Raw genomic sequence first — 16,481 nt, forward strand, 5'->3', positions numbered from 1 at the left:
AGACGTCGATGGGCCTGATCAAGGAGATCGACTACGGCACGCCGATCCGCGTCAGCGAGCAGACGGTGACGCTGACGATCGACGGCATGTCGGTGACGGTGCCGGCCGGCACCTCGGTGATGGCGGCGGCGATGCAGGCCGGGACGCAGATCCCGAAGCTCTGCGCCACCGACTCGCTGGAGCCGTTCGGCTCCTGCCGCCTCTGCCTCGTGGAGATCGAGGGCCGGCGCGGCACCCCGGCCTCCTGCACGACCCCGGCCGAGAACGGCATGGTGGTGCACACGCAGAACGAGAAGCTCGCCAAGCTCCGCAAGGGCGTGATGGAGCTCTACATCTCCGACCATCCCCTCGACTGCCTGACCTGCGCGGCCAACGGTGACTGCGAGTTGCAGACCCAGGCGGGCGTCGTCGGCCTGCGCGACGTGCGCTACGGCTACGAGGGCGACAACCACGTCCGGCCGAGCTCCGAGAAGTACCTGCCGAAGGACGAGTCGAACCCGTACTTCACCTACGACCCGTCGAAGTGCATCGTCTGCAACCGCTGCGTCCGCGCCTGCGAGGAGGTGCAGGGCACCTTCGCGCTGACCATCGCGGGCCGCGGCTTCGACAGCCGCGTGGCGGCCGGCCCGACCAATTTCTTCGAGTCCGAGTGCGTCTCCTGCGGCGCCTGCGTCCAGGCGTGTCCGACGGCCACGTTGCAGGAGAAATCGATCCACGCGTACGGCCAGCCCGAGCACGCGGAGGTGACGACCTGCGCGTATTGCGGCGTCGGCTGCTCGTTCAAGGCCGAGATGCAGGGCGAGCGCGTCGTGCGCATGGTCCCCTACAAGGGCGGCAAGGCCAACGAGGGTCATAGCTGCGTGAAGGGCCGCTTCGCCTACGGCTACGCCACCCACAAGGACCGCATCACCAAGCCGATGATCCGCGAGAAGATCACGGATCCGTGGCGCGAAGTGTCCTGGGAAGAGGCGATCGACCGCGCGGCTTCCGAGTTCAAGCGGATCCAGGCCAAGTACGGCAAGGATTCGGTCGGCGGCATCACCTCGTCGCGCTGCACCAACGAGGAGGCCTACCTCGTCCAGAAGCTCGTGCGCGCCGCCTTCGGCAACAACAACGTCGACACCTGCGCCCGCGTCTGCCACTCGCCGACCGGCTACGGCCTGATGTCGACGCTCGGCACCTCGGCCGGCACCCAGGACTTCAAGTCGGTCGAGAAGTCCGACGTGATCCTGGTGATCGGCGCCAACCCGACCGACGGCCACCCGGTCTTCGGCTCGCGGATGAAGAAGCGCCTGCGCGAGGGCGCCAAGCTGATCGTCGCCGATCCGCGCAAGATCGACCTCGTGAAGTCGCCCCACATCAAGGCCGACTATCACCTGCCGCTGAAGCCCGGCTCCAACGTCGCCTTCATCAACGCGCTGGCGCACGTGATCGTCACCGAGGGGCTGATCGACGAGGCCTATGTCCGCGAGCGCTGCGACCTCGCCGAGTTCGAGTCCTGGGCCCGGTTCATCGCCGAGGAGCGCCACTCCCCGGAGAACCAGCAGTCCTTCACCGGCCTCGACCCCGAGCAGGTCCGCGGGGCGGCCCGGCTCTACGCGAAGGGCGGCGCGGCCGGCATCTACTACGGGCTGGGCGTCACCGAGCACAGCCAGGGCTCGACCATGGTCATGGGCATGGCCAACATCGCCATGGCCACCGGCAACATCGGCAAGCTCGGCGCCGGCGTGAACCCGCTGCGCGGCCAGAACAACGTCCAGGGCTCCTGCGACATGGGCTCGTTTCCGCACGAGCTCACCGGCTACCGCCACGTCTCGGACGACGCGACCCGCGAGAGCTTCGAGGCCCTCTGGGGCGCCAAGCTCGACAACGCGCCGGGCCTGCGCATCACCAACATGCTGGACGAGGCCGTCGAGGGCACGTTCAAGGGCATGTACATCCAGGGCGAGGACATCGCCCAGTCGGATCCCGACACGCACCACGTGACCTCGGGCCTGATGGCGATGGAGTGCATCGTCGTCCAGGACCTGTTCCTGAACGAGACCGCCAAGTACGCCCACGTCTTCCTGCCGGGCGCCTCGTTCCTCGAGAAGGACGGGACCTTCACCAACGCCGAGCGCCGCATCTCGCGGGTCCGCAAGGTCATGGCCCCGATGGGCGGCTACGGCGACTGGGAGGGCACGGTGCTGCTCTCCAACGCGCTGGGCTACCCCATGAACTACAATCACCCGTCCGAGATCATGGACGAGATCGCCTCGCTCACCCCGAGCTTCACCGGCGTGTCCTACGCCAAGCTCGACGAGCTCGGCTCGGTGCAGTGGCCCTGCAACGAGAAGGCGCCGCTCGGCACGCCGATGATGCACGTGGACCGGTTCGTCCGCGGCAAGGGCCGGTTCATGATCACCGAGTTCGTGGCCACCGAGGAGCGGACGGGGGCGAAGTTCCCGCTGATCCTGACCACGGGCCGGATCCTCTCCCAGTACAATGTCGGCGCGCAGACCCGGCGCACCGAGAACTCGCGCTGGCACGAGGAGGACGTGCTGGAGATCCACCCGTTCGACGCGGAGCTGCGCGGCATCGTCGACGGCGACCTCGTCGCCCTGGAGAGCCGCTCCGGCGACATCGCCCTGAAGGCCAAGGTCTCCGAGCGGATGCAGCCGGGCGTGGTCTACACGACCTTCCACCACGCCAAGACCGGCGCCAACGTCATCACCACCGACTACTCGGACTGGGCGACCAACTGCCCCGAGTACAAGGTGACGGCGGTGCAGGTCCGGCGGACCAACCGGCCCTCCGACTGGCAGGCGAAGTTCTACGAGGAGGACTTCTCCCTGACCCGGATCGCCCAGACCCTCGACGCGGCAGAGTAAGAGTACCCGATGAGCGCCGTGACGCAGGCGGACAAGCTCGTCCGCATGGCCAACCAGATCGCGACCTTCTTCCGGTCCTACCCGGAGGAGGAGGCGGTGGCCGGGATCCAGAAGCACATCAAGGCGTTCTGGACGCCCAAGATGATCGCGCATCTCGAGGCCGCCCTCCCGGAGCAGGGCGACCGGGTCGACGGCTACGTGCGGCGGGCCCTGCAGGGCGACGAGCCGGCGGCCGACAGCCCGGTGCGGCCCGCGACCCGGAATCCGCAACTCGCGGGCGCGGGCGCCAGCGACGCGGGCTGAGCCGCCCGAGGCCGGGCGGGACCCACAGCCCACGCCACGCCTGGCTGGCGCGCAGTCACGCGAAGCACCCCTGTCCCGACTGGGAGCGGGGGTGCCTGGCGTTCGATGCGGTTTCCGGGTCACCGACCGGTTCCGCCATCCTCGCGAGCGGAGCGAAGCAATCCAGCAGCGCCACACTCTGCACGATGGCGCGACCCTGGGTCACTTCGCTGCGCTCGTGACGACGGAGCGCGCCGTCTGAACCGAGAACCGCCTGAGTCGATGTGGAAAGGCGTCAGGCGGCGGCACCGCGGGACGGTCGGGTGCCCGGCCGTCTCCCGCCCGGCGGACCCGGCGACGCCGGCCGCCGGGCCCCGAGGCGTCAGTTCTTCAGGACGACGGTGAAGTCGGCCTCGGTCTTCCCGCGGATCTCGTCCTCGGTGACGCCGTCGGCGAGCTCGATGAGCCTCATGCCGCCGTCGCCCTTCTTGTCGATCTCGAACACGCCGAGATCGGTGATCACCAGGTCGACCACCTGCGTGCCGGTGAGCGGCAGGTCGCAGGCCTTGAGCAGCTTCGGGCTCTCGGTGCCGTCCTTGTTCTTGGCGACGTGCTCCATCACCACGACCACGCGCTTCACGCCGGCCACGAGGTCCATGGCGCCGCCCATCCCCTTCACCATCTTGCCGGGGATCATCCAGTTGGCGAGGTCGCCGTTGCCGGCCACCTGCATGGCGCCGAGGATCGACAGGTTGATGTGCCCGCCGCGGATCATCCCGAAGGAATCCGCCGAGGAGAAGTAGCTCGTCGTCGGCAGAGCGGTGATCGTCTGCTTGCCGGCGTTGATCAGGTCCGGGTCCTCCTCACCCTCGTAGGGGAAGGGGCCCATGCCCAGCATGCCGTTCTCCGACTGGAGCTGCACCGACATGCCCTCGGGGATGTAGTTCGACACCAGCGTCGGGATGCCGATGCCGAGGTTCACGTAGAAGCCGTCCTCCAGCTCCTTGGCGGCGCGCGCCGCCATCTGCTCGCGGGTCCAGGCCATCGTTCTCGCTCCCTTCCCGTCCGATCAGTGCGTGCCGCCGCCGGCCGCCGCGGCTGGGGTGCTGTCGCCGCGCTTGCGCGTGGTGCGCTGCTCGATGCGCTTGTCGCGCTGCCCGACGTCGATGATGCGCTTCACGAAGATGCCGGGCGTGTGGATCGTGTCCGGATCGATCTCGCCCGGCTTCACGAGGTGCTCGACCTGCGCCACGGTCATCTTGGCGGCAGTCGCCATCATCGGGTTGAAGTTGCGCGCGGTCATCCGGTAGCGCAGGTTCCCCTCGGTGTCGCCCGTGTGGGCGTGGACCAGGGCGAGGTCGGCGAACAGGCCGCGCTCCATGACGTATTGCTCGCCGTCGAACTCGCGGACTTCCTTGCCCTCGGCGACCTTGGTGCCGACGCCGGTCTTGGTGAAGAAGGCCGGGATGCCGGCGCCGCCGGCGCGGATCCGCTCGGCCAGCGTGCCCTGCGGGTTGAACTCGATCTCCAGCTCACCGCCGAGGTACTGCCGGGCGAACTCCTTGTTCTCGCCCACGTAGGACGAGATCATCTTGGCGACCTGGCGGGTGTCCAGGAGCTTGCCGAGACCGACCCCGTCGATGCCGGCATTGTTCGACACGACGGTGAGGCCCTTGACGCCGGAGAGGCGCACCGCCTCGATCAGCTCGTCGGGGATGCCGCAGAGGCCGAAGCCGCCGCACATCACCATCATGTCGTCGCGCAGGAGGCCGGCCAGGGCCGCGGCGGCATCCGTGTAGACCTTCTTCATCGAATCGTCCTTTTCCCGCCGGACCCGACCGGCCGAAACCTCGGGACGCGCGTGTCCTCGCGCCTGCTCTTCCCGATTCCGCGCGCGAAATCCAGTGGTGCACCGCACCGGCCGGCGCGGTCCCGGGCGATCCGTAACCGGCACTGCGCTGGGGAGGGCAGGGCGGCCCTGCGCGGGCGCGGCAGACAAAACCGGCCGGGGACGCTAAGTTGCCCACTCGACGTGCAGACCCTGCCGGGCCGTGGCAGCCCGAGGGGCCGGCGCGGCGCCCGGCTTCCGGCCACAGCCGCCGCCCTCTCGGAGCATGATGTCGCTGCGCCGCCCGATCTTCATCCTCGCTCTCGGGAGCCTGATCGCGGCCGGCCTCGGCCTGCGCGACTGGCCCCTGGAGGATGGCCGGGCCACGGCCTTCGCCCGCCGCGCCTTCGACGCCTACGGACTCGGGCTGACGCTGCAGGGGCCCGCGCGCCTCGCGGTGCTGCCCTGGCCGCGCCTGACCCTCGACCGCGTCCGGCTCGCTGCCGGTTCCGACGGCCCGGTCCTGGCGGATGAGGGCCGTCTGACCATCGATCTCGACCCGCTGAGCCTCCTCGGCGGCCGCGCCGCGGTGAGCGGCTTCCGCCTGGAGGGCGCGCGGCTGTCGGACGATCCTGCCGGCTGGGACGCCCCCCTCGCGCGCCTCGCCGAGCAGGCCCGGTCCGGCGAGACGACCCGGCCGCGCCGGATCGTCGTGCGCGACGCGCGCCTCGCCGCCGGCGACACGGCCCGGGACATCGACCTCGACATCGCGTGGCCGCTCTGGGGCAAGGCCGCCGAGGGCCGCGCCAGCCTCATCTGGCGCGGCGTGCCGACCCGGATCGCCCTCAGCCACCTGCGTCCGGCCGAGATGGCCCAGCGCCGCGGAAGCCCGTTCACCGCGGAGATCACGTGGCCGGACGGCCGCCTCGCGGCGGACGGAACGGTGGCGCCGCCGGCGGAGGGGAGCGCGCTGCCCGTCATGTCCGGGCAGGTCCGGTTCGAGACGCGATCCCTGCCGGAGAGCTTGGCCTGGATCGGCCGCGATATGCCGCTGGCGCCGCTCGCCGGCGCCTTCTCGGTCGACGGCCGGTTCGAGACTGGCGAGCGGTCCGTCTCGTGGCCGAGCCTGCGCATCGGCCTGGGTCAGAACGTGCTCGAGGGGGCCGGCGCCGTCGCGTTCGGGCCCGGCAAGGCGCCGCGCCTCTCGGTGCAGGCGACCCTGGCGGCCGAGACGCTCGATCTCACGCCTCTCGTCGCGGATCTGTCGCGGCTCCTCGACCCCGCGCCCGCGTCGATCGCCCTGGCGCCCTTCACGCGCGGCGACCTCGACCTGCGCCTGTCGGCGGCCGAGGGGCGCGCCGGCGCCGTCCGGGTGCAGGATCTGGCGGCGAGCGTCCTGGTGCGGGAGGCCGCCCTGGAGGTCGCGGTGAACCGGGCCCGGATCCAGGACGGCACGTTCAAGGGGCGCGTCAACCTGACGAGCGGGTCCGATCCGGCCGCGACCGAACTGCGCACGCAGGGAAGCCTCGACCGCGTCGACCTCGGCGCGCTGCTCGGCGAGATCGGCGCGGCCCGCTGGGTGGTGGGGCCCGTGCAGGGGCATTTCGCCCTCGAATCCAGGGCCCGGGACACGGTCGGATTGCTGGCGCACCTGAATGGCCGGGCCACGCTCGCCATGGACGGTGGTGCCATCGCGGGCCTCGATCTCGCCGACGTCATCCACCGCAACGGCGCGGTGGCGTCCGGCGCCCTGGCGCGCCGCAACGGCCGGACGGCCTTCGAACGGGCCGTGGTGACGCTGCGCTTCGCCGACGGCGTGGGCGAGATCGCCGAGTCGGGTCTCCTGGGGCCGAGCGTCGGGGCGACCCTGCACGGCCAAGTCTCGCTGCCGGAGCGTCGGCTCGATGCCAAGGGCGACCTCGTCCTGCGTCCGCCCGGCGATTCCTCCCGCGGGATCCTGTTCGCGGTGACGGGCCCCTGGAGCGCCCTGACGGCTCAGACGGTCGCGCACAGCGAGATCCCCGACCCGGTCGGCCGGTACGGGGGCGCGATGCTCCCCGACCCGCTCAAGCTGCCCGCCACGCTCGGCCTGCCCGGCAACGCCCGCGCGTACGCGCCGTGACCGCGGCGCCATGGCGCTGGCTCCGGCCAAGCTCTAAGATCGGGCCTCGAACGCCTTCATGATCCCCATGCGCCGCCTGCTCATCGAGGAACCCGTGACCCGCGCGGGGCCGCTGGCCCGGCGGCTCGCCGTGTTCTCCGTCATCGCCACCGGGATCGCCCTGGTCCTCGTCCGGGATCCGCGCTCCGACACGGACGCCGCCCTCGTGGCGCTCGTGGCCGGGCTCGGCGTCGCGCTGCTGGCGGCCGCGGCCGCGATCTTCGCCTTCGTGCGGGTCTGGCGCGAGGGCGCCCGCGGTCTCGGGGCCGCCCTCGCCGGATTGATCTTGGCGCTGGCGGTTCTCGGCTACCCCGCCTTCCTGGGCCTGCGCGGCCTGCGTCTTCCCGCCCTGTCGGACATCACCACCGACATCGACAATCCGCCGGCCTTCTCGCGCTCGCGGGCGGCCTTCGCGGCCCGCGGCGGACGCTACCCGGCGAACCCGAGCCCGGCTGCGCGCGAGAGCCAGCGCGGCGCCTACCCGCAGATCGCGCCGCTGACCCTCGATATCGGCGCCGACGAGGCCTTCGAACTCGCCCGGCAGGCCGCCCTGAAGCGGCACTGGCAGATCGTCGAGGCGATCCGGCCGGGCGGCCGGACCGGCAACGGCCGGATCGAGGCCGTGGCGCGGGGGCTGATCCTCAACCTGCCGGACGATGTCACCGTGCGCATCCGCCCCCGCGCCGACGGGGCGCGGATCGACGTGCGCTCGGCCTCGCGGCTCGGCGGCCGCGATTTCGGCAGCAATGCCGACCGGATCCGGGCTTATCTCGACGACGTCGCCAACCTCGCCCTCGCGGTGAAGTGAGCCGCCGCGCCTCTCAGGCCGGCGCGTAGGTGCCGTCGAGGCGGGGGGCGCCGTCGCAGGACGCGAGCCCGCGTCCGACCAGATCCTCCAGGTGGGCGAAGACCGACAGCGCCGCCGCGCCGCGGAGCCGGGGATCGAGCCCCTGGTAGATCGCAGCGACGATGTCGGCGATCCGCCCGTCGCCGGCGGCCAGCCGCGCGCGGATCGCCGCCTCGCGCTGGCGGCGATGCCCGGCGAGCCCGCGGAGGAACCGGGCGGGCTCGCGCACCGGTCCGCCATGGCCCGGCCAGTAGACCGTCTCGTCGCGCCCGCGCAGCTTGTCGAGGGAGTCCATGTAGGCCCGCATCGCGCCGTCGGGCGGCGCCACGATCGTGGTCGACCACGCCATGACGTGGTCGCCCGAGAACAGCGCCCGCGCCTCCGGCAGCGCGAAGGCGAGATGGTTCATCGTGTGCCCGGGAGTCTCGACGGCCACGAGGGTCCAGCCCGGGCCGGAAACGGCGTCGCTCTCCACCATGATCCGTTCCGGCGCGTGGGCCCGGTCTGCGCTCGCGTCGAGCATCGGGGTCTCCGCTTCCGACAGGGCCCGCGCGGCCCTGTGCGGCGCGCATCCGACGATCGGCGCGCCGGTGCGCGCGGCGAGCAGCCTTGCTCCGGGCGAGTGATCCCGATGGGTGTGGGTGACCACGATGGCCTCGACCCGCTCGGTGCCGAGATCCCGAAGCAGCGCGTCGACATGGCCCGGATCGTCCGGGCCCGGATCGATCACCGCGACGCGATCCTGGCCCACCACGTAGGTGCAGGTGCCGCTCGCCGTGAACGGGCCTCCGTTCGGCGCGACCCGCCGGCGAATCAGCGGCGCGACCCGGTCCAGCCGGCCGGCCGGAGGCATCGACGGATCGAAGGTCAGGGTGGTCTCGTCGGTGTCCGCCATCGCGATCCCGTGCGATCGATACGGCGGTTCCTTGGACGGTTCGCGGCCGCGTGGCAATCGCCCCCGGGGCCTAGGGGATGGGAGGCCGCGGCGCGAGGCATTGTGGGATGGCGGCAGGACCTGCCCGCCGTCCTGCCGGTGATCCGGACGCAGGAGTGATGCCGTCCGGCTCCTGTGGTGGGACGCGGAAGGGGGCGCGTCCGCCCCGGGGTCGCGCGCGTCCCGCGATCAGTCCTGCCGGCGCGGTTGCCGTGCGCGCACGCGGACCGGTACGGGCGCCGGTGCCGGCATGAGACCGAGTGCGGCCGCGCGCAGGGCGTCGCCGGCCCTGTCGACGATCTCGGTCACGCGCGCCGCCATCGCGGCGGCCTTCGATCGAACGGCACTCTTGGCAGATTGCAGCATCGCAAATCCCGGATCGAGCCTTAAGACCTATCTTCGAACGCTAGCGCCCCTGTCTCGTTCCGTCACCCCATGTCGCGGCCGGCGCTCGCGCCCGCGGGGACTCACAGGACTTCGCGATGGGGGCGGAACCGGAGCGAAACCTTGGCGTTTTCGTGTTCAGAACGACGCGGCCCGCCCGCGTTGGTACTTTCTAAGGATACGAACCATGCTCGGTTGGGCCGTAACTTTTCTCGTCGTCGCTCTCGTGGCCGCTCTGCTTGGGTTCGGCGGCATCGCCGGCACCGCCATGGAGGCGGCCAAGCTGGTCTTCTTCGTAGCGATCGTCCTGTTCGCCATCTCGGCCGTCGTCGGCCTGATGCGGGGCCGTTCGCCGACACTGTGACCGAGGGCCGGAGCGGCCGGCTCCGTTCAGCGGGCCGGCGCACGGACCCACGGAAGAGCCGTCGCCGCAGGGCGGCGGCTTTTTCCATCGCGGCGCTGCCATCGCGCCTTTGCAGGGGTAGATTGTCCCGGTCACGGGACGAGCGGTTTCAGGCCTTGCGGTCGGCGCTGTCGAGCTTGGCGATCAGTTCGGCGAAGCGATCGGGTACGGGCTGCTGCGTGACCGTGTCGTACATCGCGCGCAGCTGCGCGGCGATGCGGTTCCGGGTCTGATCGCTGAGGCCGCCCTTGCTCCTGGCGCGGTCGGACGGGTCGGAAGCGGCCGTGCCGCCGGAGCTGTTCTCGGACTCCGACAAGCGATCCGAGGCGGTCTCGACGTGCGGATCGCGCGCGCGAAGACCGGCCTCCTTTCCCTGGTCCACCATCAACACGCCCCTTGTTGCCGAAGTCGGCCCGGCCGCATTGTGCTGCGGCTCGACATACGCCATGGCTGCGCCGGCAACGCCTGCGCGCCGGCATCGGTTCCGCTGGGGGGTGGAACGGAGTGCGGGCCTCCGCGTTGGGCGGTAGGCTGCGCAGGACAGAAAGCCGGCCCCGGCAGGCCCTCGGTGACGGATCGAGGCGCTCGCGGCCGGGCAACACGGCGAGGCACAGGGGATCTAATGTCGACATCGCAACTCGTGGTACAGCACCTGCCGTACCTGCGCCGCTACGCGCGCGCGCTCACGGGTAGCCAAGTGGCGGGTGACGCGTACGTCGCCGCCACCCTGGAGACCCTCGTCAACGAGCCGGACACGCTCGGTCGCAGCACCAACATCAAGGCCGACCTGTTCCGCGTCTTCACGCGGATCTGGAACTCGCTCTCGGTCAACGGCCGCAGCGAGCAGGTCCAGCACGACCTGCCGGCGGAGGTCCGCCTCGGCCAGATCACCCCGCTGCCGCGCCAGGCCTTCCTGCTCTCCTGCCTCGAGGGCTTCTCCGAGGAGGACGCGGCGATCATTCTGGGCGTCGACGTGTCCGAGGTTCGCGACCTCGTGGACGAGGCTGGTCGCGAGCTCGCCGCCGACATGGCGACCGAGATCCTCATCATCGAGGACGAGCCCCTGATCGCGATGGATCTGGAGGCGTTGGTCGAGGGTCTCGGCCACAACGTCATCGGTGTCGCCCGCACCCGCACCGAAGCGATCAAGATCGCCGGCGAGGGCAAGCGCCCCGGCCTGATCCTGGCCGACATCCAGCTCGCCGACGGCTCCTCCGGCCTCGACGCCGTGAACGACCTCCTGAAATCCTTCGAGGTGCCGGTGATCTTCATCACCGCCTATCCCGAGCGCTTCCTCACCGGTGAGCGGCCCGAGCCGGCGTTCCTGATCGCCAAGCCGTTCCAGCCCGCCAACGTCTCGGCGGTGATCAGCCAGGCGCTGTTCTTCCAGCAGACCGCCCGTCGGCGGGAAGCCAAGACGGCCTGAGCTGACGGCCTGAGATCCGGCCTGAGGTCAGGCTCGGCGGTTCGCCCCCGGGAGTGACCCGGGGTGCCCGCGACCGAGAGTGGCGACAACGAAAAAGCCCCGGCTCACGCCGGGGCTTTTTCGTTGTCGGACCGCGTGCCCTCATCGGTCGCCGCGCACAAAAAAACGGGCCGGAGAGAGCTCCAGCCCGTCGCGAAGGTTCCGGCCGATGCACAAGGGGAATGCGGGGAGGACCAGGTGGCCGGGTGCACAGAGAACGGGTGCCGGCGCCGGAGGTTCCAGAAGGGGCGCTTTTTCGTGGGGCGTGCCTTTTGTGCAACGAGCCGGGGCTGTGGATAGCGGGCGTGCGCCGCCGCACCAACAGCCGAGCTGCGTTCGAATACTCAGGCTTCGTAGACGCGAGACAGTCTAGGAACCTGCGATTGCAGGGCGCGTTGTACGAACATCCTGTCAAGCTCTCGCAATGAGGTCGGGGCGATGCTGCGGTCTGGTTTCATCCTGGGCGTGAGTGCTCCTGCGGCTCTTCTCACCGTTCTGGTCCAGCCGGTGGTTCGCGACACGGCGGATCGGTGGACGATGCCGGTCCCGACCACGCAGACCATTTCGGCGCCGCTGCCCGGGATGCGACCCGTGTCGCTGTCGATCAGCCCGACGCGGGTGGCGGGGGTGCAGCGCCTCGACAGCCGGAACGCCCCGGTGGCCGGCGAGGCGCAGGATCTCGAGATCAAGCCGATCCTGCGGCAGCCGCCGCGGCGCATGCGCGAGGGGTGCGAGGCGGCGCTGAGCTCCCTGGTCGGTCCCGAGGCGCGCCGCATGACCCCCGGCCGCTGCATTTCCTGATCGGCGCCGACAAGGTCTGGAAATCAGAAGGCCCCGCCGTCTCGGCGGGGCCTTCTGCTGTGTGGATCGGCCCTAGATCGCGATCCCCGGCCTAAACTTGAAACGAAAACGGCGCCCGTCCCGAGGGACGCGGCGCCGCTACGCGGTACGAAACGGCAGCGGCCTCACTCGGCCCGGCCGGTCCCTGTGGACTGACCGCCCTTGCGGCCGGCGGACGAGGCGAGCTCACGGTCCTGCGAGAAGGAGCGCTTCTCGGCCGGAACGCTGCGGCCGCCCTTGCTGGCGATCTCGCGCTGCCGCTCCAGGTCCATCGAGGCAAAGCCTCGCTTCGAGGTCGAATTTCCGGACGCCATCAGTTCCTCCTCAGGCTTCGCTTCACCCCGCAACAACCTTCAGCAATAACCAAGGTTCCTGTCCCGAGACCTGCTCAAGCTTCCGACAGCTAAGCTTGGCAGCAACCCCGACTTGTGTGCCGCGTTGGTCGACATTCGACCTTGGTTGAAGTCCGCGTCGGGTCCGACAGGCCCGGAGGCCCGGCGACTCGTCCCGGGCGGACGGCGCGGCCTCACGGCACGAGAGAAGGGTTTTCGCGCATGACGAACCGCAACATGGTCAAGGATGCCGCTCCGGGGGCACAGGCCACGCAGCCCAACACGCCGTCGCTGCCGCCGATGCCGGCGCCGGAAGATTCCGCCACCCCGACCACCCGCGAGGAGCCGACGGATTCGCCGCACCTGAATGCCAGTCTCAAGCGCGACGCGCCCCCTCCCGGGGGACAGGGGCTCTCGACGAAGCGCTGAGCCGGGCGAGGGCGTTCTCAGGTCCGGCGCCGGTGCGCGAGGCGCGTCAGGCCCGCGACGAGAAGGGCGATCACCAGGATCGTGACGATCCCGGCCACCGTCAGGATCCGCTGGATGAGGGGCGTGTAGACGCCGCGCGCGGCATCGTAGCCGTAGCAGAGCAGGGTGAGCCGGTCGGCGATGCTGCCGACCCGGCCCTCGCCGGCTTCCGTCAGGGCGAGGCGCAGGTCGCGCCCGGTCAGCGCCAGGGGCGACAGCACACGGGCTACCCGGCCGTCGGCGGTGAGGAGAAGCGCCGCCGCGGGATGCGCGAAGCTGTCGGTCCCAGCATCATAGACAGCTTCATAGCCCAGCGCGCCGGTGAGGCGCGCGAGCGCGGCATCCGACACGATGAGCGCCCGGGGCCGGACGGATCCCGCCCGATCCCCGAGCGTCTCCGTCAGCATGCGCCGGGCGGCCGCGGCGTCGTCGCGGGGATCGATCCCGACCAGCACGAGTGCGTAGTCGTCGATCGGCAGGCCGGTGGCCGCCAGCGCGTCCACCGACAGGGACAGCATGGGGTCGCAGACATTCCCGCAGGTGTAATCCACCGGCAGCAGAAGGGCCGCGCGGCCGCCCAGCGCCTGCCCGAGGGTGGTCGGCCGGTCGGTGCGCGCGTCGGTGGCGGCGAGGTCGAGCGAGGCCCGGGCACCCGGGGGCGGCGCGACCGCGACGCGGGCGAGGTCGGCCTGGACGAGGCGGGCCGCTGCCGGCTCCGGTGACAGGACGAGGCACAGTGCCAGGAGGGCGCCGAGACCACACCGACAGGTTGCGTAAGGCGCGGGGCTGGACAAGTGCCTGACGAACCGCATGGATAAGCGGGCCCGTCCGGCCCCGCCGTCCTGGGCGTGAGACCCGTCGCGGAGCCCCCGAATGACCCTCGACACCGAGGTTTCCTCCCTGAAGCAGGTGCCGCTGTTCCGCGAGGTGGAACCGGCGCGCCTGAAGCTCCTGGCCTTCACCAGCGAGCGGGTGCATTTCGAGCCGGGGCAACGCTTCTTCGCCCGCGGCGACGTCGCGGATGCGGCCTACGTGATCCTCTCGGGTACGGCGGACGTCAGCATCGACGGTCCCGCCGGCCCGGTGCGGCTGGCGCTGCTCGGCCAGGACGCCCTCGTCGGTGAGATGGGCATCCTGGCCGAGCAGCCCCGCTCCGCCACCGTGACGGCGCAATCCGCGGTGACCGCCCTGCGTATCGACCGCGGGGTGTTCCTGGAACTGCTGGCCCAGTTTCCACAGATCAGCATCGCCCTGATGCGGGTGCTGGCGCTGCGGCTGGAGCAGACCAATCAGGCGCTGGCCGAGAGCCGGGGCTGATCATCCCGCGTAGGTGATGAATTCCAGGAGCGAGCCGTCGGGATCCCGGAAGTAAACGCTGATCCCCGCGCCCGCGGCGCCGTGCCGCTCCACCGGGCCGAGTTCCACCGGGACCCCGGCGGCCTCGAGATGCGCGATGGCGGTCTCGATCGCGCCCGACCAGCGGAAGCACAGGTCGCTGTTGCCCGGCTGGACGGGTTTCGCCGCGACCGGTACCGGCTCGACGCCCGGCCCGTGGCAATTGAGCTGGACGCCGCCGAACCGGTAGGCGAAGCCGGGACCGCGCTCGAGGATCTCGGCACCCACCACGTCGCGGTAGAAGGCGTTCGAGCGTGCCCAGTCGCTCACGTGGATCACGCAGTGATCGAGGTGTATCGCCGGGCTGAGCGGGACATCGGGAGCGACCGTCGCCTCGGTGGGAAGAGTTTCGGTCTCGGCCATCGTTCACCTCCGCTCCGGGCGCAGTAGAGCACCGCTGCGATTCAGAATTAGGGCACAACCGTGGCCGTGGGAGCGGCCCGCGCACGGCCGGCTGCGGCGCAAAGGCTACATCGTCACAGGCGCAGAGGCGGTAGGCATGGCGCGACGACCGTATCCCGCACGACAGGACCTATGATCGCCACGCTTCCCTCGGCCTGGAGCCGCCTGCGCCGGATCGTTCTCTCGCGAATCCTCCTCGCCGTCGTGGCGATCGCGCCCCTCGCGGCCTGCCAGACCCGTCCGGTCCAGGTCGCCCAGGACGACGAGGCGGCGTGGTACGTCGGCAGCAAGCCCGACAAGCCCTTCGACATTCCGCTGGTCGACACCCAGCGCCTCGATCCGAAGTACCGCCGCCAGCAGGTGAGCTACAACGGCCCCGAGCAGCCGGGGACGATCGTGGTCGACATCGACAAGCGTCAGCTCGTCCTGGTCCAGGCCGACGGCACGGCGATGCAGTACGGTGTCGGCGTCGGCAAGGCCGGTTTCTCCTGGAAGGGCGAGGCTCGGGTCGGGCGCAAGGGCGTCTGGCCGGACTGGAGCCCGACCGTCACGATGGTCTCGCTGCATCCTGACCTGCCGCGCACCCGCAAGGGCGGCCTCGACAATCCCCTCGGCGCGCGCGCCCTCTACCTCTACCAGGGCAACCGCGACATCCTGTTCCGCATCCACGGCACCAACGAGCCGTGGAGCATCGGCGAGCAGATGTCGTCAGGCTGCGTCCGGATGCTGAACGAGGATATCGCCGACCTGTATGAGCGCGTGCCGGTGGGCACCCGCGTGCTCATCAAGCGCAACGGCAAGTACAGGACCTGATCGGGCAGGTGCCGGACCTGAGCGGGCGAGGCGCGGATTCCTGACCGGTCAGCCGGCCGGCGTCCCCGCGGCCGACGCGTCGCGGACCTCGCCGGAGACCCGCTTGGCGAGGCGGTCCAGAGCCGCTCGATCCAGATCGCCCCGATCCGGGCCGCCGGGGGCCGCGGCCGGCTCGCCCGGTCGACCGTCCGGCCCCATGCCGTCGCTGGCCAGCACCGCGGCGGTGGTCAGGCCCGGACTGGTCCGGTCCGTCGGCCGCTCCGGGCCGATCGCGAGGCCGGCCCAGACGAGGAGAGCCGCGCACAGGGCCAGGCTGGCCAGCAGGGTCTTGAGAAAGGTCATGTTTCATAACGAGCGGCTCCGGGCCGTCGTTCCGTTGCCAAGCTTCGCTCCGACGGGCGGAACGCTTTGGCAACCACGGCGGTCGAAACTCGGCATCGCGCTCTCGAGGCCGATTCGGTCGCCCGGCAAATTCGCCACATTGGCCGGGCACCGTCGCGGCCTCGACGCCCCCGTCACCAGCTGACTCGCCACGCGCGTGGACATTCCCGCTATGATCAGACCGATGCTCGCCCTGCTCCTCCTCTGCGGCCCCGCGGCCGCGGCCGGGACGGTCAGCGGCCCCGCGACCGTGATCGACGGTGACACGATCGAGGTGCAGGGCACGCGTATCAACCTTTACGGTATCGACGCTCCCGAGACCGCGCAGCGCTGCGAGACCGCCAATGGCCAGGAGTATCGCTGCGGCAGCAAGGCCGCGCAGGCCCTGCGCGCGCGGATCGGCGGCGGCGCGGTCACGTGCGAGCGGCGGGAGGGCGGCGTGCCCGGTCGCGTCACCGGGATCTGCCACGTCCACGGCGAGGACCTGTCCGCCTGGATGGTCGGACAGGGCTTGGCGCTGGCCAACCGTCAAGTGACGGCTCCCTATATCCGCCAGGAGGGCCACGCCTGGGCGACCCGCCGCGGCATCTGGGCCGGCACCTTCGAGAAGCCGGCCGACTGGCGCCAGGACCGGCGCCGAGTCGAGGCCGCGGCCGGCACGAGCGCGGCCGACTAG

General features: G+C 70.9%; 20 protein-coding genes. 11 read left to right on the plus strand and 9 right to left on the minus strand.

The genetic code is table 11. From position 1 onward, the window contains the following. Window positions 1-8 precede the first annotated feature (8 nt). Both fdhF and ACLBX8_RS09760 read left to right on the plus strand, forming a co-directional pair. The gene (gene fdhF / locus ACLBX8_RS09755; RefSeq protein ID WP_447698271.1) at window positions 9-2,870 is read left to right on the plus strand and encodes a formate dehydrogenase subunit alpha; all 2,862 of its coding nucleotides are present in this window, start codon (window positions 9-11) and stop codon (window positions 2,868-2,870) included. Window positions 2,871-2,879: 9 nt separating this feature from the next. Continuing rightward, window positions 2,880-3,173, plus strand: coding sequence for a formate dehydrogenase subunit delta (locus ACLBX8_RS09760; RefSeq protein ID WP_447698272.1), 294 nt, complete (start codon window positions 2,880-2,882; stop codon window positions 3,171-3,173). A gap of 361 nt (window positions 3,174-3,534) precedes the next feature. Here the strand turns inward: ACLBX8_RS09760 and ACLBX8_RS09765 are convergent, their stop codons facing one another. Together ACLBX8_RS09765 and ACLBX8_RS09770 are read right to left on the minus strand one after the other, a co-directional pair. Continuing rightward, window positions 3,535-4,197 carry a 3-oxoacid CoA-transferase subunit B gene (locus ACLBX8_RS09765; protein ID WP_447698273.1) on the minus strand — a complete coding sequence of 221 codons (663 nt, stop codon included), beginning with the start codon at window positions 4,195-4,197 and terminating at the stop codon, window positions 3,535-3,537. 24 nt (window positions 4,198-4,221) lie between these two features. Further along, a complete protein-coding gene (locus ACLBX8_RS09770) occupies window positions 4,222-4,962 on the minus strand; it encodes a CoA transferase subunit A (RefSeq protein WP_020090888.1) in 741 nt (246 codons plus the stop codon). Between the two features lie 304 nt (window positions 4,963-5,266). Here ACLBX8_RS09770 and ACLBX8_RS09775 point away from each other — a divergent pair, with 304 nt between their 5' ends. Both ACLBX8_RS09775 and ACLBX8_RS09780 read left to right on the plus strand, forming a co-directional pair. Continuing rightward, window positions 5,267-7,102 (plus strand): AsmA family protein, encoded by a 1,836-nt coding sequence (locus ACLBX8_RS09775; RefSeq protein WP_447698274.1) that lies wholly within the window; start codon window positions 5,267-5,269, stop codon window positions 7,100-7,102. 67 nt (window positions 7,103-7,169) lie between these two features. Beyond that, window positions 7,170-7,949 (plus strand): DUF1499 domain-containing protein, encoded by a 780-nt coding sequence (locus ACLBX8_RS09780; protein WP_447698562.1) that lies wholly within the window; start codon window positions 7,170-7,172, stop codon window positions 7,947-7,949. A gap of 13 nt (window positions 7,950-7,962) precedes the next feature. Here the strand turns inward: ACLBX8_RS09780 and ACLBX8_RS09785 are convergent, their stop codons facing one another. Then, window positions 7,963-8,841, minus strand: coding sequence for an MBL fold metallo-hydrolase (locus ACLBX8_RS09785; protein WP_447698563.1), 879 nt, complete (start codon window positions 8,839-8,841; stop codon window positions 7,963-7,965). 270 nt (window positions 8,842-9,111) lie between these two features. Then, window positions 9,112-9,288, minus strand: coding sequence for a hypothetical protein (locus ACLBX8_RS09790; RefSeq protein WP_170855067.1), 177 nt, complete (start codon window positions 9,286-9,288; stop codon window positions 9,112-9,114). 205 nt (window positions 9,289-9,493) lie between these two features. Here ACLBX8_RS09790 and ACLBX8_RS09795 point away from each other — a divergent pair, with 205 nt between their 5' ends. Next, entirely contained in the window at window positions 9,494-9,670 is a 177-nt protein-coding gene (locus ACLBX8_RS09795; RefSeq protein WP_007568853.1) for a DUF1328 domain-containing protein, read from the plus strand. Window positions 9,671-9,818: 148 nt separating this feature from the next. Here the strand turns inward: ACLBX8_RS09795 and ACLBX8_RS09800 are convergent, their stop codons facing one another. After that, window positions 9,819-10,157, minus strand: coding sequence for a NepR family anti-sigma factor (locus ACLBX8_RS09800; RefSeq protein ID WP_244435369.1), 339 nt, complete (start codon window positions 10,155-10,157; stop codon window positions 9,819-9,821). Window positions 10,158-10,331: 174 nt separating this feature from the next. Between ACLBX8_RS09800 and ACLBX8_RS09805 the strand changes: the two genes are divergently transcribed. Both ACLBX8_RS09805 and ACLBX8_RS09810 read left to right on the plus strand, forming a co-directional pair. Then, the gene (locus ACLBX8_RS09805) at window positions 10,332-11,135 is read left to right on the plus strand and encodes a response regulator (RefSeq protein WP_012321915.1); all 804 of its coding nucleotides are present in this window, start codon (window positions 10,332-10,334) and stop codon (window positions 11,133-11,135) included. Window positions 11,136-11,765: 630 nt separating this feature from the next. Continuing rightward, window positions 11,766-11,975, plus strand: coding sequence for a hypothetical protein (locus tag ACLBX8_RS09810; RefSeq protein ID WP_244491985.1), 210 nt, complete (start codon window positions 11,766-11,768; stop codon window positions 11,973-11,975). A 164-nt stretch (window positions 11,976-12,139) separates the two neighbouring features. On the opposite strand, the gene ACLBX8_RS09815 is transcribed toward ACLBX8_RS09810, so the two are convergent. Continuing rightward, entirely contained in the window at window positions 12,140-12,328 is a 189-nt protein-coding gene (locus ACLBX8_RS09815; RefSeq protein ID WP_010683678.1) for a con-10 family general stress protein, read from the minus strand. Between the two features lie 240 nt (window positions 12,329-12,568). On the opposite strand from ACLBX8_RS09815, the gene ACLBX8_RS09820 reads away from it, so the two are divergent. Continuing rightward, entirely contained in the window at window positions 12,569-12,775 is a 207-nt protein-coding gene (locus ACLBX8_RS09820) for a hypothetical protein (protein ID WP_447698276.1), read from the plus strand. A 17-nt stretch (window positions 12,776-12,792) separates the two neighbouring features. Here ACLBX8_RS09820 and ACLBX8_RS09825 read toward each other — a convergent pair whose 3' ends face one another. Then, window positions 12,793-13,608, minus strand: coding sequence for an electron transporter (locus ACLBX8_RS09825; RefSeq protein ID WP_447698277.1), 816 nt, complete (start codon window positions 13,606-13,608; stop codon window positions 12,793-12,795). Between the two features lie 79 nt (window positions 13,609-13,687). On the opposite strand from ACLBX8_RS09825, the gene ACLBX8_RS09830 reads away from it, so the two are divergent. Beyond that, window positions 13,688-14,131 (plus strand): cyclic nucleotide-binding domain-containing protein, encoded by a 444-nt coding sequence (locus tag ACLBX8_RS09830; protein ID WP_020090878.1) that lies wholly within the window; start codon window positions 13,688-13,690, stop codon window positions 14,129-14,131. Here the strand turns inward: ACLBX8_RS09830 and ACLBX8_RS09835 are convergent, their stop codons facing one another. Next, entirely contained in the window at window positions 14,132-14,572 is a 441-nt protein-coding gene (locus ACLBX8_RS09835; RefSeq protein WP_020090877.1) for a VOC family protein, read from the minus strand. Window positions 14,573-14,743: 171 nt separating this feature from the next. Between ACLBX8_RS09835 and ACLBX8_RS09840 the strand changes: the two genes are divergently transcribed. Further along, entirely contained in the window at window positions 14,744-15,424 is a 681-nt protein-coding gene (locus ACLBX8_RS09840) for a L,D-transpeptidase (RefSeq protein ID WP_020090876.1), read from the plus strand. Window positions 15,425-15,472: 48 nt separating this feature from the next. Here ACLBX8_RS09840 and ACLBX8_RS09845 read toward each other — a convergent pair whose 3' ends face one another. Continuing rightward, window positions 15,473-15,766: a hypothetical protein gene (locus ACLBX8_RS09845; protein WP_447680811.1), complete on the minus strand. Its 294-nt coding sequence runs from the start codon at window positions 15,764-15,766 to the stop codon at window positions 15,473-15,475. A gap of 211 nt (window positions 15,767-15,977) precedes the next feature. Between ACLBX8_RS09845 and ACLBX8_RS09850 the strand changes: the two genes are divergently transcribed. Continuing rightward, the gene (locus tag ACLBX8_RS09850) at window positions 15,978-16,481 is read left to right on the plus strand and encodes a thermonuclease family protein (protein ID WP_026604576.1); all 504 of its coding nucleotides are present in this window, start codon (window positions 15,978-15,980) and stop codon (window positions 16,479-16,481) included.

This window comes from Methylobacterium sp. D48H, from assembly GCF_053345715.1.